Genomic DNA, 26557 nt, shown 5'->3' on the forward strand with positions numbered 1-26557 from the left:
GCAGCGCCACGGGCTGGTGAGTCGCGTTTCGTTACCGTTGTAACCGGTTTTCCGGGCAATGGGTTCGAAGCGCGGTCCATTTCCGCCCCGCAACAGAGAGTGAAGAGTTTTGACCGAGTACCCGTCGCCTCGCGGCCTTTATGATCCCGTCAACGAGCATGATAACTGCGGCATGGGCTTTGTCGCCCATATCAAGGGCGTCAAATCGCACGGCATTATTACGCAGGCACTGGAAATTCTGGCCAATCTCGACCACCGCGGCGCGGTGGGCGCCGACCCCTTGCTGGGTGACGGCGCGGGTATCCTGATCCAGATCCCGGACAAGCTCTATCGCAAGTGGGCCGAATCCGAAGGCCTGACCCTGCCGCCCGCCGGCGACTACGCCGTGGCCATGTGCTTCATGCCACAGCAGGACGATGCGCGCGATTTCATCACCGCGCAGTTCGAAAAGTTCATCGCCAAGGAAGGCCAGCACCTGATCGGCTGGCGCGACGTGCCGCTGACCATGGATGGCCTGGGCAAGGCTGTTCTCGATTCCATGCCGGTGATCCGCCAGTGCTTCATCGGCAAGGGCGACAACTGCGCCGACCAGGACGCCTTCGAGCGCAAGCTGATCGTGATCCGCAAGCAGACCCAGAACCCGCTCAAGGAACTGGCCAAGAAGCACGACATGCCTGGGCTGGAAAAGCTCTACATGCCCAGCTTCTCCAGCCGCACGGTGGTCTACAAGGGCCTGCTACTGGCGAACCAGGTGGGCAGCTTCTACGACGACCTGCGCGATCCCGAGTGCGAGAGCGCGCTGGGGCTGGTGCACCAGCGCTTTTCCACCAACACCTTCCCCAGCTGGCGCCTGGCCCAGCCGTTCCGGCTTGCCTGCCATAACGGCGAGATCAACACCGTGCGCGGCAACGTCAACTGGATGAACGCGCGCCGCCGCACGATGGAAAGCGAGCTGCTGGGCGCCGACCTCGACAAGCTGTGGCCGATCGTGCCGCACGGCCAGTCGGACACCGCCTGCCTCGACAACGCGCTCGAGCTGCTGCTGCTGGGCGGCTACAGCCTCGCCCACGCGATGATGATGCTGATCCCGGAAGCCTGGGCCGGCAACGACCAGATGGACCCGAAGCGCCGGGCTTTCTACGAATACCATGCCGCACTGATGGAGCCGTGGGACGGCCCCGCCGCCGTGGCCTTCACCGACGGTCGCCAGATCGCCGCCACGCTGGACCGCAACGGCCTGCGCCCGGCGCGCTATTGCGTGACCAAGGACGATCTCGTCTGCCTCGCCTCGGAAAGCGGCGTGCTGCCGTTCGCCGAGGAAGACATCGTGCGCAAGTGGCGCCTGCAGCCGGGCCGCATGCTGCTGATCGACCTCGAACAGGGCCGCATCGTCGAGGACGAGGAACTGAAGGCCGAGCTGGCCGCCGCGCAGCCCTATGAAAAGTGGCTGGAGCAGGCGCAGTACAAGCTGCGCGACCTCGATGCGATCGAGACCGACGAAGAGGCCGTGCAGCAGAACGACGTCAGCCTGCTCGATCGCCAGCAGGCCTTCGGCTACACGCAGGAAGACATCGCCAAGTTCCTCGAACCGATGGCGGTGAACGCGGACGATCCCATCGGCTCGATGGGCACCGACACGCCGATTGCCGTGCTCTCCAAGCGCAGCCGCCTGCTGTACGACTATTTCAAGCAGAACTTCGCGCAGGTCACCAACCCGCCGATTGACCCGATCCGCGAGGAACTGGTGATGAGCCTGCTGACCATGGTCGGCCCGCGCCCCAACCTGCTCGGCCGCGAGGCCGGCACGCACAAGCGCCTGGAAATCAGCCAGCCGATCCTGACCAACCGCGGGATGGAGAAGATCCGCTCGGTCGAGGCGAGCCTCGACGGGGCCTTCCGCACCGCCACCATCGACATCACCTGGGACGCCGAGACCGGGGCCGACGGCCTGGCCATGGCGATCAAGGAAATGTGCTGGGCCGCGACCGAGGCGGTGCTGCAGGACAAGAACATCCTGATCCTGTCCGACCGCAAGCAGGGGCCGGACCGCATTCCCATGCCCGCCCTGCTCGCCACCGCCGCCGTGCACCACCAGCTGACCCGCCAGGGCCTGCGCATGCAGACCGGCATCGTGGTGGAAACCGGTGAAGCGCGCGAAGTGCACCACTTCTGCGTGCTGGCAGGGTACGGCGCCGAAGCCATCAACCCCTATCTCGCCTTCGAGACGCTGGAGGAAATCCGCCAGAAGAAGGCGCCCGAGCTGACCACCGAGCAGGTGGAGCAGAACTACATCAAGGCCGTGGGCAAGGGCATCCGCAAGGTCATGTCCAAGATGGGCATCAGCACCTACCAGTCCTACTGCGGGGCGCAGATCTTCGACGCCGTCGGCCTGTCGAGCGACTTCATCGAGGCCTATTTCACCGGCACCGCCACCACCATCGAGGGCGTCGGCCTGGCCGAAGTGGCGGAAGAGACGGTGCGCCGTCACGCCGCAGCCTATGGCGACAACCCGATCTACCGCAACATGCTGGATGTGGGCGGGATCTACCAGTACCGTCTGCGCGGCGAAGAGCACGCCTGGACGCCGGCCAACATCGCCCAGCTGCAACACGCGGTGCGCGGCGCCAACCACGGCAGCTACGAGGAATTCGCCAAGTCGATCAACGAGCAGAGCGAACGCCTGCTGACGATCCGCGGGCTGATGGAACTGAAGCAGGCCGACGAGCCGCTGCCGCTGGACGAGGTCGAGCCGGCCGAGGAAATCGTCAAACGCTTCAGCACCGGGGCAATGAGCTTCGGCTCGATCAGCCACGAGGCGCACTCGACGCTGGCCATCGCCATGAACCGCATCGGCGGCCGTTCGAACACCGGTGAAGGCGGCGAGGAGCCGGAACGCTTCCAGCCCCTGCCCAGCGGCGATTCGATGCGCAGCCGGATCAAGCAGGTGGCATCGGGCCGTTTCGGCGTGACCACCGAATACCTGGTCAATTCGGACGACATCCAGATCAAGATGGCGCAGGGCGCGAAGCCCGGCGAAGGCGGCCAGCTGCCCGGCCACAAGGTCGACAAGCGCATCGGCAAGGTGCGCCACTCGACGCCTGGCGTGGGCCTGATCTCGCCGCCGCCGCACCACGACATCTACTCGATCGAGGATCTCGCCCAGCTGATCCACGACCTGAAGAACGTACAGCCCGAAGCGCGCATTTCGGTGAAGCTGGTTTCCGAAGTTGGCGTGGGCACCGTGGCCGCGGGCGTTTCCAAGGCGCGCGCCGACCATGTCACCATCTCGGGCTACGAAGGCGGCACCGGCGCTTCGCCGCTGACCAGCCTGACGCACGCGGGCAGCCCGTGGGAAATCGGCCTTGCCGAAACCCAGCAGACGCTGCTGCTGAACGACCTGCGCAGCCGCATCGCGGTGCAGGTGGACGGCGGCCTGCGAACCGGCCGCGACGTCGCCATCGGCGCGCTGCTGGGGGCGGACGAGTTCGGCTTCGCCACGGCCCCGCTGATCGCGGCGGGCTGCATCATGATGCGCAAGTGCCACCTCAACACCTGCCCGGTGGGCGTGGCCACGCAGAACCCGGAACTGCGCAAGCGTTTCGTCGGCACGCCCGAGCACGTCATCAACTACTTCTTCTTCGTCGCGGAAGAGCTGCGCCAGATCATGGCGGAGATGGGCTTCCGCACGGTGGACGAGATGATCGGCCGGGTGGACCGCATCTGCATGAAGCGCGCCATCCGCCACTGGAAGGCCGACGGGGTGGACCTGTCGCGCCTGCTGCACACGGTGGACCTCGCCGAAGGCCAGTCCTACCGCCAGACCGAGACGCAGGATCACGGGCTGGAGAACGCGCTCGACAACAACCTGATCGCCGACTGCAAGGACGCGATCGAGGCCGGCAAGCCAGTGCAGCTCGACTACCCGATCCGCAACCTCAACCGCACCGTCGGCACCATGCTGTCGGGACGGATAGCCGCGGCCCATGGTCACAAGGGCCTGCCGGTCGATACCGTGCGCATCAACTTCACCGGCACGGCGGGACAGAGCTTCGCCGCCTGGCTGGCGCATGGCGTCACGCTGGACCTGGTCGGCGACGCCAACGACTATGTCGGCAAGGGCCTGTCGGGTGGCCGCGTGATCGTGCGCCAGCCCGACTCAGTCGATCGCGATCCGCAGGACAACATCATCGTCGGCAACACCGTGCTCTACGGCGCGATTGCGGGCGAGGCCTACTTCTGCGGCGTCGCGGGCGAACGTTTCGCCGTGCGCAACTCGGGCGCCATCGCGGTGGTCGAAGGCACGGGCGACCATGGCTGCGAATACATGACCGGCGGCGTGGTCGCGGTGCTCGGACCGACCGGGCGCAACTTCGCGGCGGGCATGTCGGGCGGCGTGGCCTATGTCTACGATCCCGACGGCACCTTCGCCCAGCGCTGCAACATGGCGCAGGTGGACCTGCTGCCGATCGACGCCGATGCGCAGGACCCCGAAGGCACCGGCCTGCCGCAGCAGCGCCCGTCCCACGTCGAGGACTTCGGCATGGGCGACCCGCTCTATCACGATGCAGCGCGGCTCAAGATCCTGCTGGAGCGGCACAAGCTGCACACCGGATCGGCCCGCGCGGCGGCCATGCTGGAGAACTGGGACGAGACGCTTGGCCACTTCGTGAAAGTGATGCCGAAGGATTATGCACGCGCGCTCAAGCAGCTTGAGGCAGAGCGCGAAGAGGCCGCCACGGTCGCGGCTGAATAGGGTTCAGGATAATGGGTAAAGAAACAGGCTTCCTCGAAATCGAGCGGCAGGATCGGACCTATGCCGATCCCAAGGAACGGCTGAAGCACTACAAGGAATTCGTCATCCCGCATGACGAGCCGGCCCTGCGCAACCAGGCCGCGCGCTGCATGAATTGCGGCATTCCCTACTGTCACAACGGCTGTCCGGTGAACAACATCATCCCGGACTGGAACCACCTGGTCTACGAGGGCGACTGGAAGAGCGCACTGGAAGTGCTGCATTCGACCAACAACTTCCCCGAGTTCACCGGCCGCATCTGCCCCGCCCCGTGCGAGGCAAGCTGCACGCTCAACATCACCGACGAGCCGGTGACCATCAAGTCCATCGAGTGCGCCATCGTCGATCGCGGCTGGAAGGAAGGCTGGATTACCCCGCAGGTGCCGGCCGAGAAGACCGGCAAGAGCATTGCCGTGGTCGGTTCCGGCCCGGCGGGCATGGCCTGCGCCCAGCAGCTGGCGCGCGCGGGCCATTCGGTGACGCTGTTCGAGAAGAGCGACCGCGTCGGCGGCCTGCTGCGTTACGGCATCCCTGACTTCAAGATGGAGAAGAGCCTCATCAACCGCCGCGCAGTGCAGATGGAAGCCGAGGGCGTGACCTTCAAGACCTCCACCGAAGTCGGCGTCGACGTCTCGGTGAAGAGCCTGAAGGAAAACTTCGACGCGGTGGTGCTGGCCGGCGGCGCGGAAGATGCCCGCCCGCTGCAGATCCCCGGCGCCGAACTGCCCGGCGTGCGGCTGGCGATGGAATTCCTGACTCAGCAGAACAAGCGCAACGCGGGTGACAGCGAGGAGCGCGCCGCACCGCGCGGTTCGCTGACCGCCACGGGCAAGCACGTGATCGTGATCGGCGGTGGCGACACCGGCAGCGACTGCGTCGGCACCTCCAACCGCCAGGGCGCAGCCTCGGTCACGCAGATCGAGATCATGCCCAAGCCGCCCGAGCACGAGAACAAGCTGCTGACCTGGCCCGACTGGCCGATGAAGCTGCGCACCTCGACGAGCCACGAAGAGGGCGTGGAGCGCGACTGGTCGGTACTGACCAAGGAAGTGGTCGGCGAAGACGGCAAGGTCACGGGCCTGAAGTGCGTGCGCGCCGACTGGTCCGAGGGGCAGCTGAAGGAAGTGCCGGGCAGCGAATTCACGCTGAAGGCGGACCTGATCCTGCTCGCCATGGGCTTCCTCGGCCCGCGCAAGCAGGGCATGCTGGAACAGTCCGGCGTCAGCCTGACCGAGCGCGGCAATGTCGATGCCAACACGCAGGACTACCAGACCAGCGACGCGCAGATCTGGGCCTGCGGCGACATGCGGCGCGGACAGTCGCTGGTCGTCTGGGCCATCCGCGAAGGCCGCCAGTGCGCCGCCGCCGTGGACGAGGCATTGATGGGGGCGACCCAGCTGCCGCGCTGATCCAGCAGACGACAGCTGATGGGCGACAGGCGGACATTCGGTCTTCCCCGTTTTCTTCGCTTGCTCGATGCGGCGGGCAGGACGGCTGAGATGGAAGGCTTGTGCCAGCCGATGTGCTGGGCCAACAATCAACGCTGATGGCGCGACGTCAGATCATCATAGTCGGTGGCGGCTTTAGTGGCGCATCGGCGGCTGTTCAGTTGGTTCGCAAGATTGCCGACCCCCTGGCGGTCACCATTGTAGAACCATCGCCGGTAATCGGCCCTGGCCTCGCCTACAGCACCGATGACCCATCCTTTCGCCTCAACGCCATTTCTGGTGTGCACTCGATCGATGTCGCGGACCCGGGCCATTTCACCCGCTGGTGCGAGGATCAGGGTCTGATGGGGAGCGATCCGGAAGCCCGCCTTCCGAACGGAGAAGCCTTCATCCGCCGCCGGGATTTTCGCAGATATCTCGCCGAAACAGTGCAGTCTCACGCTCTGCAACCGAACGGCTCGACTATCACCCATGTCCGGAGCAGGGCCGACGATCTTCACCTCATGGATGAAGGCGTGGAGGTGTCGCTCGACAACGGCAACAGCATCGTCTCTGACGCGGTGATCCTGGCAGTTGGTAACGCACCTTTGCGTCGGCCTGATTGGACAAAAGGCGGCACGGAAGGACATCCGGGACTGATCCCTGACCCCCTGCGCAGAGGCCTTGATACCATCAAGCCCGATGCAAGGGTGCTGGTCGTTGGCGCCGGCCTCACCGCACTCGACATTATCGCCAGCCTCCTCGCTCGCGGACATAGCGGGCCGATCAAGGCAATTTCTCGCCGGGGCCTGCGACCGCAACCGCAAGCACCGCGTATCTTCGCCCCGCAGGCGGACCCTCCAGAGCCACCGGTCGTTCCGCTGGATCTTCTGGAAGGCGAACTCCCCGATTATGCAGCCGCAGAAAGCCTGACCGCGTTGAGGCTGCTGCGCGACATGAGGAGGCACGCTGCCGAGACGAAGGCGGACGGACTGGGATGGCAAGCGGGCTTTGACGCCGTATCGCTACCCCTGTCGCGGATATGGCCCAGGCTGCCGGTGGAAGAGAAGCGACGTGTCTTGCGGCACTTGCGACCGTTCTATGACGCACATCGCTTTCGCACTCCGCCAATGACCGACCTCGCGGTACAAGCGAGCGAGGGTTCGGGCCAGGTTTCCTTCCGCAAGGCAGCACTCGACAGTCTGGATACTCAACCGGACGAGCAGCTGGTCGCAAACCTGCGAATGGCTGATGGGCAGGTCATTCCCGAGACATTTGACGCAGTGATAAATTGCACCGGTTTCGACACCTCCCGAGCGATAAGGCACAATCCCATCCTGGACAGTCTCCATGACCAGGGAATGATTTCACCCCACCCTACAGGTCTTGGAATCGTCACCGATGCCGAGAACCGTGTCCTGGCCCCAGGTGGCGCGAGCATACCGCAGATACGCGCTATAGGTCCCATCACGACTGGAGTTTTCGGAGACCCGCTCGGCGTCTTCTTCATCTCTGCCCAGATCCATCGGCTGATACCGGGTTTGGCTCGGGATCTTGACGTCAAGCTACTGAGCTAGGGCTGGCCAGATTTGATGTCCGGTTGCTGGGTCGCAGACCAGCCTTTGGCGTAACCGGCTGGCCACACGGGGTGACACCTGGGGAGAGCCCGTCCTAGCAGGCCCGCCAGCCAGAGACGTCGCAGGCCCAAGTCATCAGGTAGTTGTCGCGGGACACCTCCCTCGCCCTGCGGATCCAGTCCCGGTAGTATCCAACGTCGGTAAAGATCTTCGGCGTCCCCTCCAGCCCGCAGCCGGCGCCATAGGAGACAATCCCGACCAACTCTCGCCTGCCGCGGTTCACCAGAACCAGCGGGCCGCCACTGTCACCACGACAACTGTCGACGCCTTCGATCGAGCTTGCGCACAGCTGTCCGGGCCAGATCGTAATGCCATCCAGTGCGCCATCGTTGCCGCAGGTACTGGGATCATGCAGGTACAGGTCGCCTTGCTGAAGGATGCGAGAATATCGCTGCGGACGGCCGGAAATATCCCTGTTCAACGTCGCATTATAGGTCCGGCCAGTCAGGCCCCAGCCGGTGAGCATCAACGGTGTGATCAGGCGACTGTCGCGATATGGGGCGCGGGGCACCGCTGCGGTCCGTATGCCGGACGAACCAACTTCACCCGATAGCCGCAACAGCGCGATGTCATGGCGATAGTCGCTGTCGCGCCCAGTATATCCGGCATGAATCACGGCTGCTGAAATCTCGAACTCCCGCCCGCCCGTTTCGGCATCGGTCGCACCAAGACGAACCCTCATCAGCTCGCGCAAGTCCCGGCCGCCCCATCCTTCCAGGCAGTGCGCGGCCGTAACGACCCAGTTGTCGCCGAGATAGACACCTCCGCACACGTGGCGGTTCTCCCAGTCGGGCAGATATTCGCCGTAAATTTCGAGCTCGGCCCGTCGAAATCGCGGCGTCGTCCACAGAGCCAGGCCTGCTTCCGACCGGATAAGCTGTGCTTGCCACGGTGCATCGCCCGGGCGGACGTCTTGACCATTGGTGAGGCGACCTATCGGCCTGTTCCAGCCCTCCATGAAGGCCAAGACCGCAGGCGAGCACTGCGGGGCAGCGGCTTCCTCCCAGTCGACTCCGCTGGGTTCACCAATTCGTGTGCCGATCACGCTTCCAAGCAGTTGCCCGACTTCTTCGTCAGGCATGGGCTCCGGCAAGCTTTCGGATTCGACACCCGGATAGGCAGGATCGGGACAAGCGGCATAGGGCCCTGCCACGAACAGGGCCCAGGCCACTTCCGGCGGCGTGACCTGCGCGGCGTAGGTGCCCAGAGCGTCCCACCGACGCGGCTCCCGGCTGGTCGCTGCATCAACCAACCGCCACCGATTGCCGCCCAGATAACTGAGGAACTCGATGAGGGCAGACACTTCTGCGGGTTCCATCCTCAGCAGCGCGGCTGCGAAAATCCCGCGTTCGCCAACCGGCAACTGGTCCGACATGTCGAGCAAGGCCGCGCGCTCATACATGGCGAGGTCTGCGTATAGAGCGACGAACAGTTCCTGTTCGTCTGCGTCCAGCTCCGCCATGAGCCAGCCATAGGAATACTCTTCGGCATTCGGCAGTTCGTAATGGCGCGCCCAGGACTGGCTATGCTCGGTTTCCTCAGGCGTCGCTTCCTGGGCCTGCACATCCGGCGATAATCCGACCGAGGCGAGCGACATCAGCGCCGCGAAACCCATTCGATGCGCCAGCATGCTCCGGCCTCCTCAAGTGACTGTCACGATCCGGATTACGGTCTGATGCTGGCGGCTGGCACAAATTGCATGCCTGCCGCCAGATCAATTTGGACAGCTGTTATCCTGCCGGACGAGGCCCGCGCGGATCGGTGTTGGGATCGACCGAGGCCTCCGGCTCCTGACCGCTCTCTTCGCCTTCGGCATCCATGCCATCCGCACCGTCGTCGGCAATCATGACGTCCTCGACCGGCGTTTCCGGCAGGTTCACCTCCACGCCTTCGTCTTCTTCGACGACAGCCTGTTCCTCTGCCGCATCGCCGCAGGCGACCAAAGTCAGCGACAGTGCGCTGCCCATCGCGACCAAAACGATCTTCTTCATCCGTTGCATCCCCCTGTTGTTCAGCCCCGGCCTAGGCTTCCAGACCGAGACGACCGAGAATTGCCGCAAATCTTGGGTCTTGTCGAATCGGATCAAACAGCGGCTCGGCACCGCAGATGGCGACGCCGGGGTCGGAATTCTCCAATCCCGTTTCAAGCGCATCGAGAGCCGCTTCATTTTCGCCCCAGACAGCAAGCACTTGCGCCTGTTGGTAGATGCTGTTCTCGCCGTGGGACGTAATCATTTCGTCAAGCCGCGCCCTGGCAGCTTCACGTCCCTCAAGCCGGTCTTCCACCATGGCCAGGCCGCGAAGGCGCTCCAGGGCGTATGGCTCGGACCGAAAGTGTTCGCGGGCGGCCTCGAAGTCTCCGTCGAGGAAAGCAATATCGCCCAGGCTTGCATGTACCGTGCTGATGTCCTCGTTGAGCACCAGGGCCTGGTTGGCGGCAGACTTGGCACCATCGAGCTCTCGCGCCAGATAGTGCACGAAGGCGGATGTGCGATAAACCTGCGCATTGAGCGGATCGAGCCGTTGCGCGCGAGCGATCGAGGTCTTCGCATCGTCGAACTCGGTCAGGTAGGCGGAAAACTGTGCGAAAGCGCCGAGGATCTGGGCATTGCCGAACCCCAGGTCAAAGCTGGTTTGGTACGGTTCGCGCGCACCGCGCAAATCCAGGCTGTTGAGCAGTATCAGGCCAAGGGCAGCGTGCCCTTCCGGAGCATTGGGGGCCAATTCGATGGCCCGTCGGGCAGCGACTGCCGCGCGCCGCTTGTAATCGGAAAGCTCCTCTCCGGCCGTGTAAGTCGCGCCAACGATCATCAGCGCCCAGCCATATGTTGCATGGCCCACCGCATAGGCCGGATCGATGGCTATCGCCCGCTCGAATTCGCGCAGGGCTTCGCGGTCAGTCTCTTCGCTTGCGGCGAGACGGAAGAGTGACAATCCCTGCAGGTAATGATCGAGCGCCTCGCTGGAGTCCGTACCGCCGGGGCGCTGGGTGATTGCGACGTCGAGATCGTCCGCAGCAAAAAGCGCGTCCACGACGCTTGTCGCCAATTCGCGGTGCAGCTCCAACGTGTTGTCCGGCGGCCTCTCGAACACCTGTGACCAGGCGTCGAAGCCGGTGGTCACATCAACAAGCCGCGCGGTAATCCGCAGCAGGTCAGCCGACCGCCTGACGGAACCTTCCAGTACGAAAGCCACCCCCAGGCGCTCGGCGATCGCTTCCAGCCCTTCGTTGCTTTCCTCGAAAATGCGCGAGGAAGTCTCGGCCGCGACCAGCAGCTGCGGGTTCAGGCTCAGGGTAACGCGCAATTCCTCCGCCAGGCCGGCCGAAAAGTAGTCTTGCGTCTCGTCGCCACTCAGGTTGCGAAAGGGCAGAACCGCGATGCTGTTCGTCGCCGCGGCGGGGGCAAAGGCATCGAATTTCCACAGGGTCCAGCCACCAAGTGCCGCAAGTGCGCCGCCGCCCGCCAGCAGCGCATTCCTGCGCGAGATCCCGGGGAACCGAGGGGCATGCTCAATTGGCGGGATTGCCCGGCCTCGCAAGTCGGCAACGGCCTGGAGCAACTGGCCGGCGACCGGCTCTTGCGCCTTGCCCTTCCACCCGGAGAAGTCGATGGCCTGGATCTGGCGAAACCCGAGCGGTGCCATGCTTCCATCCAGCGAAACCGGAACCAGGCAATTGCGGTCCCGACCGCTCATCGCCTCGTCACGAACCCAGTTCGAGGCAATGGATGTCTGGGTCCACAAGACGACGACGGCCTTGGCACTTTCCAGGGCCTCTTCGGTACTGTCGAGATATTGGCTGCCGGGCTTCAGCTCTCCGTCCCACCAGACGTTGAGCCCGGCATCCTGCAGCAGCTTGATGACTTGCATCGCCTGCTTCTGGTCAGCGCGTGAATAGCTGACGAAGACTTCGGTTTCGCTGGCCTCCCTCCAATCGCTCATCGCCGAAGTCCCTTTGCCCGCGAGCCCGTCAGAACGTTACCGCAACCCGGCGCCAAGGGTCAAAAGCCCTTGCATCATGCCGGTAGTGAAATGTGCTTGCCGCTGAAGACCGCCTGCCAGTTCTCCAGCTCCTCGATCACGATCTGATCGACCGCATGGGCCAACTCGCTGACTGTAGCGAAGGAAATCGCATGGTCGGCGCCTCCCAGCAGAAGACCGATGCGTTCGTCGACCTGTTCAAGCTTCCCTGCGGTCGCTTGCGAGATGGCCGCGAAGCGTTCGAAATCGGCGAAGAAACGGATGCCGGCGATACTGGCACCCAGAGTTGGGAAAGCGATGCCGCAGAAGGTCAGCGTCATCGAAATCGCGGTCGGCCACGCATAGGGGAGCAGCCCAAGAGCCGCTCCTGCCTTCAGCGCAAGGTAGAGCGACACCGAAAGGATGGCGAGGATGAACAGGCCTTCTGCAATCTTGTCGAGCCGGCGATTTACGTTGAGCAAGCGACTGGCCTTGGCGGAGTGATAGGAGCGCTGCTGCTCGACATGTGGTTGCAGCAACCCGCTCAAGGCGGTTCGCAGATAGTCGCGATCAAGCGCGAGATGCGGCAGGCCAACCGCTCTCAGGCTGTGCTTGCTGTAGTGCTCGGGCCAGGCGCTTCCCTCGCTGCGCGGCCATCTCCCGGCGGGACGGGAAATGCCCAGCAAGGACATGATCGGCCCATGCCGCAGGTATTCGGCGACCCGGCGCGTTTCGAACCAGCGGGCATGCCATTTATGGCGCTTGCCGATGATCGTGATGAAGACGATCATGAGCAGCAGCAGCAATTCTGCGCTCGCGAACAGCCATTTGTGGTCAGCCAGTCCGAGCGGCAGATAGGCTGCACCAATGATCACCGCGAAGGCAGCAAGGATGAAATTCAGGCACATCCCGCTGCGATATGCATCCGAAAGCCAGCTGGATATTCCATCAGCCCAGGCAAATTGCGGAATCACCCCTCCAAGAATGCCGCTGAGCTGCCTCTGGTCCACATTGGGCAGGCGCTTGGCTGCCTGTACCAGCCCTGCGGCACTGCCCTCGGCAATCTCGTCCGGCCGCTCGTACTTGGTGACCAGCCTGGTGCCATCCCTCGCATCGCTGCCAAAGGCCCTCTCGATGCCCCGGTAGAGCGCCCACAGGCGGCTGCTCCGAAGATGCCACTGCTCCCGGTCAATCTTCGATACCATGTCTGGCGACGTCAGCCCCACGGCAGTGTCGATGATGCCGTGCAACTGCTCCAAGTCATGCAGCCGACCTCCGAACATGTCTTCGGGACGAGACAGGATGGACCAGACTTCCGGCTGTGAAGGATCGATCAACAGCACGGGCGTCCCCATGTTGAGGGCCGTCCTTACCGTATGGCCAGTGCCGCCGCGCAGATTCGAGATCTTTCCATCCCAGACTGCCAACAGGAGGTCAGCCCGTTCGATCATGACGCGCCCGGCCAAGGCCACCTGGTCGTTACTCTGCGTTTCGAAAGCGCTCCGCCTCTCAACGTCGTCTGGGTGCTGGAGCATCGACAGATACAGCTCCGCGATGTCCTCGTCGCGATCTGCCAGTTCGAAAACGCGTGCCTGCGCCAACAGCTGGTCGAGATGCGCCGATCGGCCGGCCAGGTCCTGATCTCGGACGGCTTCGCCATTCAGCAACGCCTTTGCCTCATCCGGCGATGCCGGGTGCAGGTTGATCGCAGCATTGAGTGCGCGACCGAAAGGCAATGGTATGGCGAGCTCCCAGCCTCTGGCGAGCGCGGCTTCAGAGGTGATCTGGTCGATCCCATCGGCCATCAGATTGTGCAGGATGACGGGGCCAAGATCATCGCGTGCGGCATCAAGGCGGGCGTCGATCTGCTCGAACAGGCTGATAAGAGCCTTCTCGACCGCCGGCAGGTTTGCCTTGAGCTGGGCATTGTTCCGACGGTGCCCCGTCACCGCCAAAGACAATTGTCGTGGAGCCAGTTCAGGCTTTTGTATCTTCACGGAGCGCTGCCTTTAGCCAAGAGCCGAAGCTTAACTCGCTTGATTGCACCAGTCTACTTCGGGGCGCCAGGGGCGCACTCGACGATCCGGCTCGCCATGGGCTTCCTCGGTTTGCGGAAGCAGCGGAATACCGCAGACTGCCGGGAATCGCATGGTCCGTCCTCCCGGCCGGCGAGGAAGATCCGAGTAGAGGCCGAAGAGTCTTCAAACTGTAACATTGGCAGCGTCGTATCGACACATGCCAAGCTTCCGATTCTGCCTCGAGGGCAAGTGCTCCCCCGCTCGCGGTATCGCGTTGGACCTGCCTGACGAATCGGTGATCGCGCTGGTGGCAAAGCAGGCCGCGCGGCAGATGGCTTCACGCGAACTGGAAGCCGGGCAGCTGTCCCTGGCAAGGCACCTGGTCGTGTTCGACAGCGACGATGCCGAGGTCGCGCGCTTCCCGCTCTCCGACTTCGTGTTCGTCGGCTAGGTCCAGCTTGCCCGGACAGCCACCTCAGTCCGCCCGCTGGCGGTCCGCCGCGAAAATCTGCTCGTAAAGCCAAAGCTGCACAGGGGTGTCCAAGCGCTCATGCAGGTGGTTGGTGTCACGGTAGAGCAGCGTGTCGCCCCGCAGCACCCGGCATCCCTCCGCATCGCAGAAGGGCCCATGCGTATCGATCTGCGGCAGGTCGGTAGCGGCGGCCAGCGCCCAGTTGCCTTCCGTGGCATTCTGCACGACGTCGAGCGGTAACGGCTTGCCGAGGTCGTGGCCGCAAAAGCCGTAGAACATGATGGCATGCTGATTGACCCAGCAGGCGACCACGTTGAACGTGTAGGCCGGGATATCCCGCACCAGCACTGCTTGCGGCAAGGGATCGGCGGCCATCGCCGCCAGCAATGCCCGCACCCCGTCGGCATCTTCGTTGTACCAGCGGAACGCGACATAGACGCGGCTTGCCCCGGCTTCGTCCGCGGCGCGCTTCGCCTCGCTCCACACCTCCGCCAATTCGCCCGCAGTGGCGCTGAGGCGCATGGTCCGGGTCTCCGGCTCCGCCGCGGCGAACAGCGGCATGAAGTGCCGCGCGTGCGAATCCCCCAGAATCATCACGGTGTCCTCGGTCGCTGGCGAACAAGCCAAATGGAAGCCAAGTCCGGCAAACTCCTGGCGGCAGGCAGCATTGCTCCGATCGCGCATGATCTCCAGCGAGGCATAGGGCGCCAATACGGCGGGCCAACGGAAGGTGAAGCCATTCGTCGCTATGCCCACCGTCGCGCCCAATCCCAGGACGGCGGCGGCCACCGCGATGACGACGGTGCGACGCAGGAAGCCGTTCCTCTCGATGAGGTAATAGGACGCCGCAGCGGCAACCAGCGAGATCGCCGCAAGGATCGGCGCTTCCCACAGCCGCACGTCAAAATTGCGAACCGCCAGCATCTGGAACGTGATGACCGGCCAGTGCCAGATGTAGAGCGAATAGCTGATATCGCCGAGCCAGCGCAGCGGAGCGCCCAGCAGTCTCGGCAGGGGCACCGGGCGCGCCAGCATCATCATCGGCAGCCCTACCGGGACGAGGAGGAACACCGCCGGACTGGGGAATACCCGCGCCAGCAATTCATCCGCGAACAACACGGCCAGCAGGGCGATGCCCGCCACGGTCAGGCCCAGGGCGGGGAGCGGCGCCATGGTCCAGCGCCGTGCGCTCACCCAGAAGGCGAACAGGAACAGCGCCATGCGCGGCAGCGGATTGAAGTAGCTGATCTGGTCGCCCTGCACCCACCACATGGCGAGGAATGCCAGTGCCGAGGCGACCGCACCGCCGAGCGCCAGCCGCTCGCGCAGCTTCTCTGACCCACTGACCAGCAGGCCCAGCGCCACCAGCGCATAACAGAGGAATTCCACCCCCAGCGACCATGTGTGGAGCAGGGGGTTGGTCTGCCGCGGTTCATCGAAATAGCCGGTGTTGGCGGCGAACCAGAATTCGCTGACCGAGAAGATGGCCGCCAGTCCACTTTGCGAGAAGGCATCCATCTCGCCCGGCATCATCGTCACCCAGCCCAGTGCAAAGCTGACGGCGATTGCGGCCAGCAGCGCCGGATAGATGCGTTTCACCCGCGCCAGCAGGAAGGTGCCGGCGGAATACTTCGGCAGGATCAGCGGCATCAGGAAGCCGGAAACCAGGAAGAACAGGTCGACGCCCAGATAGCCCCAGGCAAACCATCCCAGTTGCAGGTGGAATCCCAGCACCAGCAGCACGGCGACACCGCGCAGCATCTGGATGTTCTGGTTGTAGCCTGCGGTCCCGGTCACGCTGGTGGCTCTCAGCTGCCGCTTGCGCAGGCGACGCACTTGGCTACGCTGGGATCGTTGGACAGCCGCCCTTCGGCGATCTCCTCGCCGCACTGGACGCAGTAGCCCCATTCGCCCTCGTCCAGCCGTTCCAGCGCCGCCCTGATGCGGCTGCGTTCGGCTTGTCGGCGCCGTTCCTCGGCCTGGGCCATGGCCTGCTGCTGCATGGCGTCCATGCGCGACAGGCGCCCGACGCTATCCTGCTGCAAGGTGACAGGCGCACGTCCTTCCGCGCTGATCGCGTCGAGTCGATCCAGCTCGGCGAGCCGCTCGGCCAGGGCAGTTCGGGCGTCGTCTTCGATCATCGTTCGGGCAGCTTTCCTACTCTGGCGCCGATTGTCAAAGCAGGCGCATGGGAAACTTGCCCAAGCGGCTGACATTGCGAGCAAAATGGAACTCCACAGTCGCCGGAGTTTTTCCTCCCGGGACACTGTTCCATGTGTTCCACATTAGTTGGACTTGCGCGCCGTCACAGTCGCCAGTCGACGCTGCCGCGACCGTTCTGTTCGAGAAACGCGTTGGCGCGCGAAAAGGGCTTGGAGCCGAAGAAGCCGCGATGGGCGGACAGCGGGCTGGGGTGCGGGCTCTTCAGCAGCAGGTGGCGATCCTCCTCGTGCAAGGCCGGGATCCGCGCCGCCTTGCCCTGCGCATGGCTGCCCCAGAGGATGAAGACGCACGCCTCCTGCCGTTCGGCCACCGCCGCCACGCAGGCATCGGTAATCGCGTCCCAGCCCTTGCCCGCGTGACTGCCGGCCTGCCCCTGCTGCACCGTCAGCGTGTTGTTGAGCAGCAGCACGCCCTGCTGCGCCCAGTGCTGCAAGTTGCCATGCGCGGGGGCGATGATGCCGAGGTCGCTCTCCAGTTCCTTGAAGATGTTCTTCAGCGATGGCGGCGGGGCCACGCCTTCGGGCACGGAAAAGCACAGGCCGTGGGCCTGGCCAGGGCCATGGTAGGGGTCCTGCCCCAGGATGACGACGCGCACGGCATCCAGCGGGGTCAGTTCCAGCGCCTTGAGCCGGCAGCCGCGCGGCGGGTAGATCGCCTTGCCGGCATCCTCCTCGGCACGCAGCCAGCCGCCCAGCCGCCGCGCTTCCGCAGTGGCAAGCACGGGTTCGAGCACAGGGGCCCAGCTTAGCGGCACGGTTTCACTCATCGACCCAGAGATAGGAGCGGAGGGCGCAGGCGCAAAGCCGCCCTTCCCTCCAATCCCCAATACGCCTAAGGGACGCGAGACATGGCTGTATATTTCCACGAAGAAGACCTGCCCGAAGGCGTGCTCGCCGATGGCCCGGTCGCTGTCGATACCGAGACCATGGGTCTCGTCACCCCGCGCGATCGCCTCTGCCTGGTGCAGATCAGCGATGGCAATGGCGACGAACACCTCGTCCGCTTCGCCAATGGCAGCGCCTACGATGCGCCGAACCTGAAGGCGGTGCTGGCCGATCCGGCACGGATCAAGATCTACCACTTCGCCCGTTTCGATCTGGCCGCGATCGAGCATTACCTCGGCGTTACCGCTGCGCCGGTGTTCTGCACCAAGATCGCCAGCAAGATGACCCGCACCTACACCGACCGGCACGGGCTCAAGAACCTGGTCGAGGAACTGCTGGGCGAAAGCATTTCCAAGCAGCAGCAGTCGAGCGACTGGGGCGCGCCCGAAATCAACGAGGCGCAGCGCGACTACGCCGCTTCCGACGTGCGCTTCCTGCATCGCCTGCGCGAGGTGATGATCGAACGGCTGGAGCGCGAGGGCCGGATGCACCTGGCGCAGGCCTGCTACGATTTCCTCCCCACCCGCGCCAAGCTCGATCTTGCCGGATGGGCAGACAAGGACATTTTCAGCCACGAGTCATGAGACTCGTGCGGTAGAGCACAGACATGACCATCGCCGCCGACCGTATCCGTACCAAGCGCCAGGCCTTCGCTGTCCCGGGCAGCCAGCTGGACAAGGTGATACGCGTGCTGGCGGTGGGCCTGCCGGCCCTGGTCGGCGTGGTGGCGGCGATGATGCTGATCACCCCGCTGTCTCCGCGCGGCGACGTCAGCTTCCTGCTCGATCGCAACAAGGTGGCCATCGCCGAAGACCGGCTGCGCGTCGACAATGCCATGTATCGCGGGCAGGACAGCCGGGGGCGCCCGTTCTCGCTGGTGGCGGGCGAAGCCGTGCAGCAGAGCAATTCGGTGCCGGTGGTGCAGCTGGAAGACCTCACCGCCCGCATCGTGCTGGCCGATGGCCCGGCCGTGCTCAGCGCTCCGCGCGGCACCTACGCCATCGACGACGAACAGGTCGGCATTCCGGGCATCGTGCGCTTCACCGCGGCCGACGGTTATGAATTCGTCGCGCGCAATGTCACCATCGACCTGCCCACCCGCACGCTGGTGGGCGAAGGTAGCGTTGGCGGCGAGCTGCCGGCGGGCACCTTCTCCGCCGATGCCATGCGCGCCGACCTGGAAGAGCGGAGCTTTTCGCTCAACGGCAATGCGCGGCTGCGGATGACCCCTGGCCGCCTGCGCCTGCCGCAAGGCATAGAGTGACCGATATGAAGACGGAGCTTTCGACCATGTCCCACAAGACTTCGCTTTCCCGCCTGGCCCTGCGCGGCCTTGCCGGTGGCCTGCTGGCGGGCACGGTCGCGGCGCTTTCGTTCGGCTCGGTCGCGGTGGCGCAGAACATCGCCGGGTTCAATTCGAACCAACCGGTGAACTATGCAGCCGACCGCATCGAACTGCAGGATCGGCAGAACCGCGTGGTGCTGTCGGGCAATGTCGAAATCCGGCAGGGCGACCTGCGAATGACGGCCCAGCGCACCACGGTCGCCTATACCGACACCGGCACGCTGCGTATCCAGCGCATCGATGCGACCGGCGGCGTGACCGTCACGCGCGGCAACGAACGCGCCAGCGGGGCGGCGGCGGTTTATGACTTCAATCGCCGGGTGATCATCATGTCGGGCGGCGTCGCGCTGCGACGGGGCGGCGATACGCTGGATGGCGGCCGCTTGGTAATCGACCTCAATTCCGGCGTCTCCAGCGTCGACGGCAGCAGCTCGCGCGCGGACGAGAATACGGGCCGGGTGACGGGCACCTTCGCCGTGCCTGATCAGGAATAGGCGCCTACGATCTCGAGGCTGTCCAAGAATGGCGGAAATGGCCGCCGTGTGAAACTATGGACAACCTCCAACCAGAAAATGAGCTTCAAGGCCTTGCTTCGGCACGCCACTCCGCACGGCGTTTCGAAGTGGCGTGTGGTCATTCGACTTTGGCAAGGTCACCTTTGCTGCAACCTCTTACATGGCTGATGCCGGGAAATGGGTTCGTTTGGTCAGAATGACGGCCTAGACGGAAATTGGCTGAAATTCTCGGATTTCCATACATTTATGCGAATATTTGCGGCGTGAAATATGCAAAGAAAGCTTGCATGATTTCATTTTCGTGAAGTATAATTGCGATTTGGCCGACTTTTGTGTATCATTGTGTTTCGAGCAATTTCGCATGCACCTTCCGGAGGCGACCTTCGATGACATCAGAAAAGCAGATGGCGGCAAACCGGAGCAATGCTCAAAAGAGCACCGGTCCTCGGACCGAGGAAGGCAAAAGGCGCAGCAGCCTTAATGCCTTCAGGCATGGCGTCTTGAGCAAGACGGCAGTGGCAGACCATGAGGATGCCTTTGACTATGATCTCTTACTGATGGCTTTGAAGGGCGACTTCAAACCAGCAACCGCAGTGGAGCTGATCCTTGTCGAACGAATTACCAACCTCATTTGGCGTGAAAAAAGGTTGGCGACAGCAGAAGCTGATATGATCGACAATATCCACGACAAGGCAGACGTGTTCGGCCTATTTCTTTGCGACAGGCACCTGGGGCTACAGGATCAGCAACTTGTCGGCCGTTATCAAGGCATGCTCAGTCGCCAGATGCGGGACGCAATCCAAGACTTGCGAGATGAACAAGATCGTCGCCTCAAGATTGTCGAGGCAGTTTAGTTCCAGCCTGCCAACAGATGAACTGTCTCAAGGCTGCAATTGCTCTTTGGCGCAGTCACCACGCCAAACCTTGTTGGCCAAGTCGCTCTGATCTCGGCGTAGGAAATTCAAGGCAGCCGGACGTAATTGAGCACAATCCAAGGTAGCGTCAAAGTCCCAGGCCATCTCAATCGTCTCGGCAAATTCTTCGTCCATGCCGACGGAACGAAGTCGCTGAACGAAATAACGCTTCCAGGTGCCATCGCGCGTCAACAGCGCTGCAATAGCCTGCCGACCGCCCGCTTCATCCATCATGGCGGTCAGGATGTCATTTGCCTGATCATTGGCTGAGCCAGTTGCACTCAAGGCTGCGACGCGCTCAGCCGCGGATGCATAGTCTCCTGAAAGAAGGCCCGCTCTAGCTACGGCGATCTGGGGGACGGGCTCTCGCCATCCCCTTGCTGCAGCAACTTCAAGGGCTCCAATCGCTGCATCATTGTTGCCGTCAAGCTCAGCTGCCTGAGCATACAAGAGAGGATGCCGCGCCGGCAAAGGCCGCATCCTGACCAGATTGCGGGCCTCAGTCAGGATGTTGTTGCTGTCGCCTCGAGCAACAGCTGCTTCGAGGGATCTTTGTTGCGCCACACCTCTGAAGGGAGAAGGAACCAAATCGACTACGGAAGGATCGCTGTAGGCCTGCCGATCCATCTGAATGCCGATGGCCGCCATCGCAATCACTGCGAGGGCGAAGAAATAGACTGCCCGCCCCATCATGCCGACTTCTCACGAGCAGGAAGGAGCAGCACGACGAGCAGCCCCGCGATGCATAGCATCGCGTGGTTTCGCAGAGGATAGTCGAGCACAGACTGGAGCGCGATACAGGTAAAGGAGACGATTGCGGCGAAGGCAAGCCACCTGTCGGCATCGTTCCGACGTTGCCATGTCGCCCATCCTAGCCAAGCAAACCATGCAAGAAGGACAAGGATGCCGATCACGCCGGTCTCAATCGCAAGCTCAATGTAATCGTTATGCGCACGGCCCGCCCTTCCCGGGGAAACATAGGCCAGCGATTCGTCGATCTGGAAGACTTCGTCGAACGTTCCCGTGCCTGAGCCGACCGGCCAGTAGCGCTTTGCCACGAAGGCACCGTCGTCCCACATCTCTAGGCGATCGCCGTCGATTTGAGAAAAGCGCTCAAGGCTCTGGGCGGCACGACCGCCAGAAGCCACAGACGCGACGATGGCAACGATGCCGATTACAACAACAATCGCGCTTCCGATGATCATGGGGCGCCTGTTGGCCAGAACGCCTGAGCGCTTGCTGCGAAGGTAGCTGGCGGCAAACCTGGCGACGACAAATGCGAGCAACAAGACGAGCAGCGTCATGCTGGAACGCGACTGTGTCAGAACCACCGCTATCACCATCAAGGCACCGGCGCCGGCAGCCAGCATTGGCCAGAGGCGACCTGACGGCAGAGGCACGGCCGCCAAAGTGATCGTCGCTATGACGAAGAAGATGCCTGTCGAATTGCGGTTGGAAAAGGTGGCGTAGAAGACGTCTGGGCCGGCATCGATATCTTGCAGGATACCAAACGTATTGGCGCTGCTGAGTTGCAGCGTCCCCAGCAGGAATGCGCCAAGCGCAACCGCGACAAGGGTCTTGACGAGGACATGTCGATCTTCCTGCGACAGTGACCAGCCCAATACGATCATGGCAGCCGGTGCCAGGGTGGCGCAAAAGGACGTCAGGGTTCGCAAGGGATCGACACTGAATGTGAACCAGCTCTGCGTATCGATACCCGTGACGCTGTAGGCCTGCACCACCAGGTCTCGACCGGGTAACGCCTGCCACAGGGGAGCAGGTAGCGGGACCGCCTGCAGGAGCGGGAAAGCCAAGGTCAGCGCGACAAGGATGACGAGGACCCGCGGAGCTTCGCGGACGAAGTCCCCGAACCGCCCTGCGTTCAACGCCAGCAAGGCGAGTGCGAACAACTGGATCGCCATGTGCCGAAAGCCATAGACCACACCGCCGCCGCCAAGAAGGACAGCCAGGACGAGTAGGATCTGGAGCTGGGTAACGGGACGTTGGATCAGCTTCATCATCGTAAGACCATTTGTCCCTTTTCAGTCTTTCGAGGACAAGCGGAAAAGATCAGTCAGATACGAAAAGGGGAGCCGGCCATTAGGCGAGCTCCCCGAATTCCGTTCAAATGATCTAGATCGAGATCAGTGGATGATGCCCTTGGAAGTGACGATCTCGTGGATGACGAGGCCGGTCAGCAGAGCGATGGCGGCAGCCAGGGCCGGCGAGATCTTGACGCCGGCTTCTTCGCCTTCTTCCGAAATCGGAGCGGCGGCGCGTTCAGCAGCCAAGGGAGCAAGCGACACGTTGGCCTCGCTGGCACGTTCACCGGCATGCGCAGCAACCGGAGTGAAGGCAAGCGATGCGACAGCCGTGGCTGCGAGGATCTTCTTCAACATGGTGAACTCCTGAATGGACGAGATTTCACGTTTGCTTTGAGGCTTCATACCGCACTGCACAAAGCCATGCAATGATCTATACGAGAAAATTCTTAATGGCCGCTTGTGTCTTACATGTTGCAAGTCACGTAATTCAAAAGCCTATTGGCCGGTCTAGCCAAGCAGAACTTCATAGGCGTCAATCTCGCCCCCGGTGACCACTTTGTCGCCATAGGTCAGCCATGCGTGGGCATTGAAATCTCCGCCTCCCGATTTCTCGACCCCGATTGTGAGATTGCTGGCGATACCCGCACTTTCGAGCCACTTTTGGGCTGCAAGGGCCTGCACCAGGCAGTCTGATCGCCATGGGACGCGGCGCGCAATCCGAGGGATCATGAAGGAGACCTGCCTTGCCAGCAATTCGTCGCCCGGAAAGGCGTTTTCCGGCGAACGTCCGGAAGCTGCGATGTTCCGATTGTTTCTCACAAAGGCGGATGGTGCATTACGTGCAAATGCCAGACGACCCCGTGCCAATTCGCAAATTGCCCTGACGGCGAACCGAACCATCGCCACCCAGCGAATCAGGACGGAACGCGCCTCGAAACCGGGAATTGCAGCGTATCGACGGAAGGCCATGCCCTCCTTGCTGGCACGAAGCAGAGCGACTTCCAAGTCCGAGTAATCTGGCGCAGGTCTCGCCTCGTTGGATGCTTGCAAGCCAATGCTCGCCAATCCATTAGTGCTCCATGAAGCTTAGATCGGCATCGCACCTCTCCGGCATCTCTGGCAACAGCACATCGGCATGAGCGCGGTCGCCGCAGTTCTTGACCTTAGCGGCGATGGAAGCGGACTGCGACGCATTCAGGCCATGAAACATGCCATGAGCTATGCCGCTATCGACGGCGACAGCCAATGGTCTGGCAACGACATGGCTCTTGGCCACTGCGCCATGCATGCAACGTCAGAGGCGCGCGATGCGAAGCTGCCATTGCAGTCACAAGATGGCCAGCTTGCCGTCGTGATAGATGGCTACGTCGCCAATTACGACGAAATGGTCCTGGAACTCGATGCCCGCGGTGCCATCCGGCGTAACCGCTCCGATGCCGAGATCGTTCTGCAAGCCTGGTCGGTCATGGGAGAGGATTGCCTCGACCTTATCGAAGGAGAATTCGCCTTCGTCATCGCTGACCTACGAAGTGGGAAGATGCATTTGGCTCGCGACCACATGGGCTTGCGACCACTCTTCTACAACTTCGATGGCAGGCGCCTGGTTGTGGGATCGCATATCGGAGGTGTCTTGGCTGGAATGGGCCAACAGCCACCTCTCAATTTCGGTTTCCTTGCCGAGATCATGACGTTTGAATTCGTGACGCTCGGCGAGACCGTCTGGTCAGGCATCAGAAGGGTAAAGCCGGCACACGTCGTCACTTTCGGGCCCAGTGGTGTCTCTGAGAGGCAGTATTGGAGCGTTCCGAGCGAGCCGCCGATCCGATACCAGGACGATCGCGAATATGTCGAACACTATCGCGACGTTCTTCAGGAAAGCGTGCGGCGGGCGTCGCGAACCGATGCCCTTCTTGGCGTCGAATGCAGCGGCGGCCTCGATTCCTCTGCCGTCTTTGCCGTGGCCGACGAATTGCATCTCTCAGGACGACTTCCAGCACCAGACATAGCCGGATTTACCCTTGCGGCGCCTAAGGGCAGCGCCGCCGATGAGAGCAAATACGCTCAACTTGTAGCAGCCCACCTCAAGCGCGAACTGACCGAGTGCCGTCTCTATCTTCCAGATGCTTCCGAGATCCTCGAACGGGCGGCGGAAAGCCGGAATATCGCCACCTATCCCAACACCTTCATGTTGCAGAACATGTCACGCGAAATGGTGGCCAAGGGATGCCGCGCCGCCCTCAATGGCCAGGGCGGCGACATCTTTCTGGATGGCAACGGCCTCTACTATCACGAGGCCTTTGCAGAAGGGGAACTTGGCCGTCTTGCCAGTTATCTGAAGGCTGACTGGAGCGAACTTGGGCCAAGAGCCACGCTAGCGGCGCTTCTTAGGGGAAGCCTCTCGCATCTTCTGCCCCAGACAATCCTTCGATTGAGAGACCAACGAGGCTGGTCAGAGCAATCGATTGAAGATCGGGTCTCGAAGTATGATTGGCTGAGCCCTGAATTGCAGAGGCTGTTGCGAGCCAGGATCGCGGACAGTCAGCCGCAAGATCGGTATGTTCGCCAATACAAGCAGATCAAGGTGTCTCATCCACTTATCGGGCACCTGCTCGACATGATCGCGGAACAAAACGCAAGGAATGGCCTTGAGGCTCGCAGCCCGATGATGTCGCGATCATTCATCGAATTCTTCGGCCGAACGCCTGAAAGGATCAGGCGGCAAGGCAAGACGACCAGATTGGTACACCGAAAGGCAATGTCAGGAAGGCTACCCAAGGACGTACTTGAGAGGAGGGATAAGGCAGGTTTTGAGATCGCATTCAGGCACTACGACGAGGCAATGGCGGAGTGCCTGGCTCAGGCGGCATCTTCTGCGTCAGAGATGCTCTTCTCGAAGCCGAACATCGCCACTCTTTTCGAACGTTTCCGCGATGCCAAACAAGAACAAATTAACCATTGGACGGCCTGGGGGATATGTGGGATAATTTGGTTAGGGCAAAGGGATTTGAAGGATTGTTCTTGAGGTGGGAAGCATGTCTAAGAGTGCAGGTAAGAAGCGCCAGACTTATATAGTCCCAAGGTTGACGAAGTTCGGTACCGTCAGGGCACTGACGGGAGGCAGCCTAGACGTCGGCACCGACACCGGTTTCCCGACTGGAAAGAACTTTCAGTCAGACATTCGCGTCAAGGAAAACATCGCCCGCATTGGCGAACATCCCGCCGGCTTCGGTCTCTACCTTTTTGACTACAAGCCACATTTCCAGACAGGCGGAAGGCGCGGCCGACATTTTGGCGTGATGGCACAGGAAGTCGAAGGCATTATTCCCGAAGCCGTATCGGTTGCCGCAAATGGCTACCTGCAGGTCGATTACGGCAAGCTTGGCATTAAGCTCCACTGAGTGGCTTGAAGTTCTGATTTGCACGACCGCTCGGGACCATCCTGGGCGGTCGTTTTCGTGAGGGTCTGACAAACGGCAATGGCAACTCTCACCAAGCGAAGCGCCCGCAGGCAGGAAGATCTGGCCAGTTCGCCCTTCGACAGTTGGACCAGACCTGCTGGCGGACCGATTGCCCATTTCCATCGGCAAGGAGACGACATCCTCCTTCGCTTCCCCCAATGCGCTGACTTCGAGATCCGGCCAGGATCAGAAGAGGTCGTCTGCCACCCGGTACCCGGCATCGACGAAACGACGATCGACAACGTCTTCTACAATTCCATCCGACCGCTGCTGATCAACCATGGCGGAGGCCTGGCCCTCCATGGAAGCGCATGTTCGACCCCTTATGGTGCCATCGCCTTTGTCGGATTGTCTCGCAGCGGCAAGACTACCCTTGCAGGGGCATGTGCCAAGGTCGGCAACCCCTTCCTTACCGAGGATGTCATCGAGCTACAGTTCAGCGGCGACGCCTACCGGGTGATCCCTCAAAGGCCTTTGCTGAGAGTGTTTTCCGACACAGCCGACTACCTGCGCCAAGAACGGGAGGGCGAAAATGGGGCGCTCCCCAAGGTTGCTCTAAAGTCAGGGAAGGACCTACCCTTTGCCTCCGAAGCAGCAGACCTTGTTGCGATCTATGTGCTGGGTGCAGGTGAAGCGACAGAGCCGACTTTCAAGCCATTGGAACCCCAGCATGCCCTTGCAGAGATCATGCAGCATGCCTTCGTCCTGGATGTCGAAGACAAGCCAAGGCTGAGAGCACACTTCAATCGCCTTTCCGACCTTGCCTTGAAGGTGCCTTTCGTAGCCCTGGACTATCGACGCCAATACGATGCCTTGCCAAGCTTGGTGGAAGCGGTAGTTGAAGACGCTAGGAGCCGTGGGACATGA

22 protein-coding genes are annotated in these 26557 nt (G+C 62.3%); 11 read left to right on the forward strand and 11 right to left on the reverse strand.

Annotation, left to right across the window (positions count from 1 at the left end; all coding sequences use genetic code 11):
- Positions 1-109 precede the first annotated feature (109 nt).
- From gltB to OZN62_RS08630, 3 genes are all read left to right on the forward strand, one after another.
- Positions 110-4753, forward strand: a complete 4644-nt coding sequence (gltB, locus tag OZN62_RS08620) for a glutamate synthase large subunit (protein ID WP_269099200.1) — start codon at positions 110-112, stop codon at positions 4751-4753.
- Positions 4754-4764: 11 nt separating this feature from the next.
- Entirely contained in the window at positions 4765-6201 is a 1437-nt protein-coding gene (locus tag OZN62_RS08625; protein WP_269099201.1) for a glutamate synthase subunit beta, read from the forward strand.
- Positions 6202-6338: 137 nt separating this feature from the next.
- On the forward strand, positions 6339-7796 hold the full coding sequence (locus OZN62_RS08630) for an FAD/NAD(P)-binding protein (protein WP_269099202.1): 1458 nt from the start codon (positions 6339-6341) through the stop codon (positions 7794-7796).
- Positions 7797-7890: 94 nt separating this feature from the next.
- On the opposite strand, the gene OZN62_RS08635 is transcribed toward OZN62_RS08630, so the two are convergent.
- The 4 genes from OZN62_RS08635 to OZN62_RS08650 form a co-directional block, all read right to left on the reverse strand.
- Positions 7891-9486, reverse strand: a complete 1596-nt coding sequence (locus tag OZN62_RS08635; protein WP_269099203.1) for a trypsin-like serine protease — start codon at positions 9484-9486, stop codon at positions 7891-7893.
- A gap of 100 nt (positions 9487-9586) precedes the next feature.
- Positions 9587-9847 carry a hypothetical protein gene (locus OZN62_RS08640; RefSeq protein ID WP_269099204.1) on the reverse strand — a complete coding sequence of 87 codons (261 nt, stop codon included), beginning with the start codon at positions 9845-9847 and terminating at the stop codon, positions 9587-9589.
- A 31-nt stretch (positions 9848-9878) separates the two neighbouring features.
- Entirely contained in the window at positions 9879-11798 is a 1920-nt protein-coding gene (locus tag OZN62_RS08645) for a TIR domain-containing protein (protein WP_269099206.1), read from the reverse strand.
- A gap of 74 nt (positions 11799-11872) precedes the next feature.
- Positions 11873-13813, reverse strand: coding sequence for a hypothetical protein (locus OZN62_RS08650; protein ID WP_269099207.1), 1941 nt, complete (start codon positions 13811-13813; stop codon positions 11873-11875).
- Between the two features lie 238 nt (positions 13814-14051).
- On the opposite strand from OZN62_RS08650, the gene OZN62_RS08655 reads away from it, so the two are divergent.
- A complete protein-coding gene (locus tag OZN62_RS08655) occupies positions 14052-14285 on the forward strand; it encodes a hypothetical protein (protein WP_269099208.1) in 234 nt (77 codons plus the stop codon).
- A 24-nt stretch (positions 14286-14309) separates the two neighbouring features.
- On the opposite strand, the gene OZN62_RS08660 is transcribed toward OZN62_RS08655, so the two are convergent.
- The 3 genes from OZN62_RS08660 to ung form a co-directional block, all read right to left on the reverse strand.
- Positions 14310-16103, reverse strand: coding sequence for an acyltransferase family protein (locus OZN62_RS08660; RefSeq protein ID WP_269099209.1), 1794 nt, complete (start codon positions 16101-16103; stop codon positions 14310-14312).
- Between the two features lie 11 nt (positions 16104-16114).
- On the reverse strand, positions 16115-16447 hold the full coding sequence (locus OZN62_RS08665) for a TraR/DksA family transcriptional regulator (RefSeq protein WP_269099210.1): 333 nt from the start codon (positions 16445-16447) through the stop codon (positions 16115-16117).
- 164 nt (positions 16448-16611) lie between these two features.
- Positions 16612-17295 (reverse strand): uracil-DNA glycosylase, encoded by a 684-nt coding sequence (gene ung, locus OZN62_RS08670; protein ID WP_269099211.1) that lies wholly within the window; start codon positions 17293-17295, stop codon positions 16612-16614.
- 81 nt (positions 17296-17376) lie between these two features.
- Here ung and OZN62_RS08675 point away from each other — a divergent pair, with 81 nt between their 5' ends.
- The 4 genes from OZN62_RS08675 to OZN62_RS08690 all read left to right on the forward strand — a co-directional run bounded on the left by OZN62_RS08675 (position 17377) and on the right by OZN62_RS08690 (position 20127).
- On the forward strand, positions 17377-17997 hold the full coding sequence (locus tag OZN62_RS08675; protein WP_269099212.1) for a ribonuclease D: 621 nt from the start codon (positions 17377-17379) through the stop codon (positions 17995-17997).
- A gap of 23 nt (positions 17998-18020) precedes the next feature.
- On the forward strand, positions 18021-18677 hold the full coding sequence (gene lptC / locus OZN62_RS08680) for an LPS export ABC transporter periplasmic protein LptC (RefSeq protein ID WP_269099213.1): 657 nt from the start codon (positions 18021-18023) through the stop codon (positions 18675-18677).
- A 26-nt stretch (positions 18678-18703) separates the two neighbouring features.
- Positions 18704-19252: an LptA/OstA family protein gene (locus tag OZN62_RS08685; protein WP_269099214.1), complete on the forward strand. Its 549-nt coding sequence runs from the start codon at positions 18704-18706 to the stop codon at positions 19250-19252.
- A 407-nt stretch (positions 19253-19659) separates the two neighbouring features.
- Positions 19660-20127 carry a hypothetical protein gene (locus OZN62_RS08690; protein ID WP_269099215.1) on the forward strand — a complete coding sequence of 156 codons (468 nt, stop codon included), beginning with the start codon at positions 19660-19662 and terminating at the stop codon, positions 20125-20127.
- A 27-nt stretch (positions 20128-20154) separates the two neighbouring features.
- Here the strand turns inward: OZN62_RS08690 and OZN62_RS08695 are convergent, their stop codons facing one another.
- The 4 genes from OZN62_RS08695 to OZN62_RS08710 form a co-directional block, all read right to left on the reverse strand.
- A complete protein-coding gene (locus tag OZN62_RS08695; protein WP_269099216.1) occupies positions 20155-20880 on the reverse strand; it encodes a hypothetical protein in 726 nt (241 codons plus the stop codon).
- Positions 20877-22208 (reverse strand): O-antigen ligase family protein, encoded by a 1332-nt coding sequence (locus OZN62_RS08700; protein ID WP_269099217.1) that lies wholly within the window; start codon positions 22206-22208, stop codon positions 20877-20879. Before OZN62_RS08700 ends, OZN62_RS08695 begins: the two co-directional genes overlap by 4 nt.
- 123 nt (positions 22209-22331) lie before the next feature.
- A complete protein-coding gene (locus OZN62_RS08705; protein ID WP_269099218.1) occupies positions 22332-22586 on the reverse strand; it encodes a hypothetical protein in 255 nt (84 codons plus the stop codon).
- 153 nt (positions 22587-22739) lie between these two features.
- A complete protein-coding gene (locus OZN62_RS08710) occupies positions 22740-23201 on the reverse strand; it encodes a lasso peptide biosynthesis B2 protein (RefSeq protein WP_269099219.1) in 462 nt (153 codons plus the stop codon).
- A 166-nt stretch (positions 23202-23367) separates the two neighbouring features.
- On the opposite strand from OZN62_RS08710, the gene OZN62_RS08715 reads away from it, so the two are divergent.
- The 3 genes from OZN62_RS08715 to OZN62_RS08725 all read left to right on the forward strand — a co-directional run bounded on the left by OZN62_RS08715 (position 23368) and on the right by OZN62_RS08725 (position 26557).
- Positions 23368-25254: an asparagine synthetase B family protein gene (locus OZN62_RS08715; RefSeq protein ID WP_269099220.1), complete on the forward strand. Its 1887-nt coding sequence runs from the start codon at positions 23368-23370 to the stop codon at positions 25252-25254.
- 10 nt (positions 25255-25264) lie between these two features.
- Positions 25265-25630 carry a tail fiber domain-containing protein gene (locus OZN62_RS08720; RefSeq protein WP_269099221.1) on the forward strand — a complete coding sequence of 122 codons (366 nt, stop codon included), beginning with the start codon at positions 25265-25267 and terminating at the stop codon, positions 25628-25630.
- Between the two features lie 78 nt (positions 25631-25708).
- Positions 25709-26557 carry a hypothetical protein gene (locus OZN62_RS08725; protein WP_269099222.1) on the forward strand — a complete coding sequence of 283 codons (849 nt, stop codon included), beginning with the start codon at positions 25709-25711 and terminating at the stop codon, positions 26555-26557.

Origin of the sequence: Aurantiacibacter sp. MUD11 (assembly GCF_026967575.1) — a bacterium.
Taxonomy (GTDB): domain Bacteria; phylum Pseudomonadota; class Alphaproteobacteria; order Sphingomonadales; family Sphingomonadaceae; genus Alteraurantiacibacter.

Excerpts from the sequence above, each read along its gene's own strand:
- OZN62_RS08645 (WP_269099206.1), bottom strand. The coding sequence starts at position 11,798 with ATGAGCGATTGGAGGGAGGCCAGCGAAACCGAAGTCTTCGTCAGCTAT.
- OZN62_RS08725 (WP_269099222.1), top strand. The coding sequence starts at position 25,709 with ATGGCAACTCTCACCAAGCGAAGCGCCCGCAGGCAGGAAGATCTGGCC.
- lptC (WP_269099213.1), top strand. The coding sequence starts at position 18,021 with ATGACCATCGCCGCCGACCGTATCCGTACCAAGCGCCAGGCCTTCGCT.
- OZN62_RS08690 (WP_269099215.1), top strand. The coding sequence starts at position 19,660 with ATGACATCAGAAAAGCAGATGGCGGCAAACCGGAGCAATGCTCAAAAG.
- OZN62_RS08675 (WP_269099212.1), top strand. The coding sequence starts at position 17,377 with ATGGCTGTATATTTCCACGAAGAAGACCTGCCCGAAGGCGTGCTCGCC.
- OZN62_RS08625 (WP_269099201.1), top strand. The coding sequence starts at position 4,765 with ATGGGTAAAGAAACAGGCTTCCTCGAAATCGAGCGGCAGGATCGGACC.
- OZN62_RS08630 (WP_269099202.1), top strand. The coding sequence starts at position 6,339 with ATGGCGCGACGTCAGATCATCATAGTCGGTGGCGGCTTTAGTGGCGCA.
- OZN62_RS08635 (WP_269099203.1), bottom strand. The coding sequence starts at position 9,486 with ATGCTGGCGCATCGAATGGGTTTCGCGGCGCTGATGTCGCTCGCCTCG.
- OZN62_RS08710 (WP_269099219.1), bottom strand. The coding sequence starts at position 23,201 with ATGGCCTTCCGTCGATACGCTGCAATTCCCGGTTTCGAGGCGCGTTCC.
- OZN62_RS08720 (WP_269099221.1), top strand. The coding sequence starts at position 25,265 with ATGTCTAAGAGTGCAGGTAAGAAGCGCCAGACTTATATAGTCCCAAGG.
- OZN62_RS08640 (WP_269099204.1), bottom strand. The coding sequence starts at position 9,847 with ATGAAGAAGATCGTTTTGGTCGCGATGGGCAGCGCACTGTCGCTGACT.
- OZN62_RS08700 (WP_269099217.1), bottom strand. The coding sequence starts at position 22,208 with ATGATGAAGCTGATCCAACGTCCCGTTACCCAGCTCCAGATCCTACTC.
- OZN62_RS08685 (WP_269099214.1), top strand. The coding sequence starts at position 18,704 with ATGTCCCACAAGACTTCGCTTTCCCGCCTGGCCCTGCGCGGCCTTGCC.
- OZN62_RS08695 (WP_269099216.1), bottom strand. The coding sequence starts at position 20,880 with ATGATGGGGCGGGCAGTCTATTTCTTCGCCCTCGCAGTGATTGCGATG.
- OZN62_RS08705 (WP_269099218.1), bottom strand. The coding sequence starts at position 22,586 with ATGTTGAAGAAGATCCTCGCAGCCACGGCTGTCGCATCGCTTGCCTTC.
- ung (WP_269099211.1), bottom strand. The coding sequence starts at position 17,295 with ATGAGTGAAACCGTGCCGCTAAGCTGGGCCCCTGTGCTCGAACCCGTG.
- OZN62_RS08655 (WP_269099208.1), top strand. The coding sequence starts at position 14,052 with ATGCCAAGCTTCCGATTCTGCCTCGAGGGCAAGTGCTCCCCCGCTCGC.
- OZN62_RS08665 (WP_269099210.1), bottom strand. The coding sequence starts at position 16,447 with ATGATCGAAGACGACGCCCGAACTGCCCTGGCCGAGCGGCTCGCCGAG.
- OZN62_RS08715 (WP_269099220.1), top strand. The coding sequence starts at position 23,368 with ATGAGCGCGGTCGCCGCAGTTCTTGACCTTAGCGGCGATGGAAGCGGA.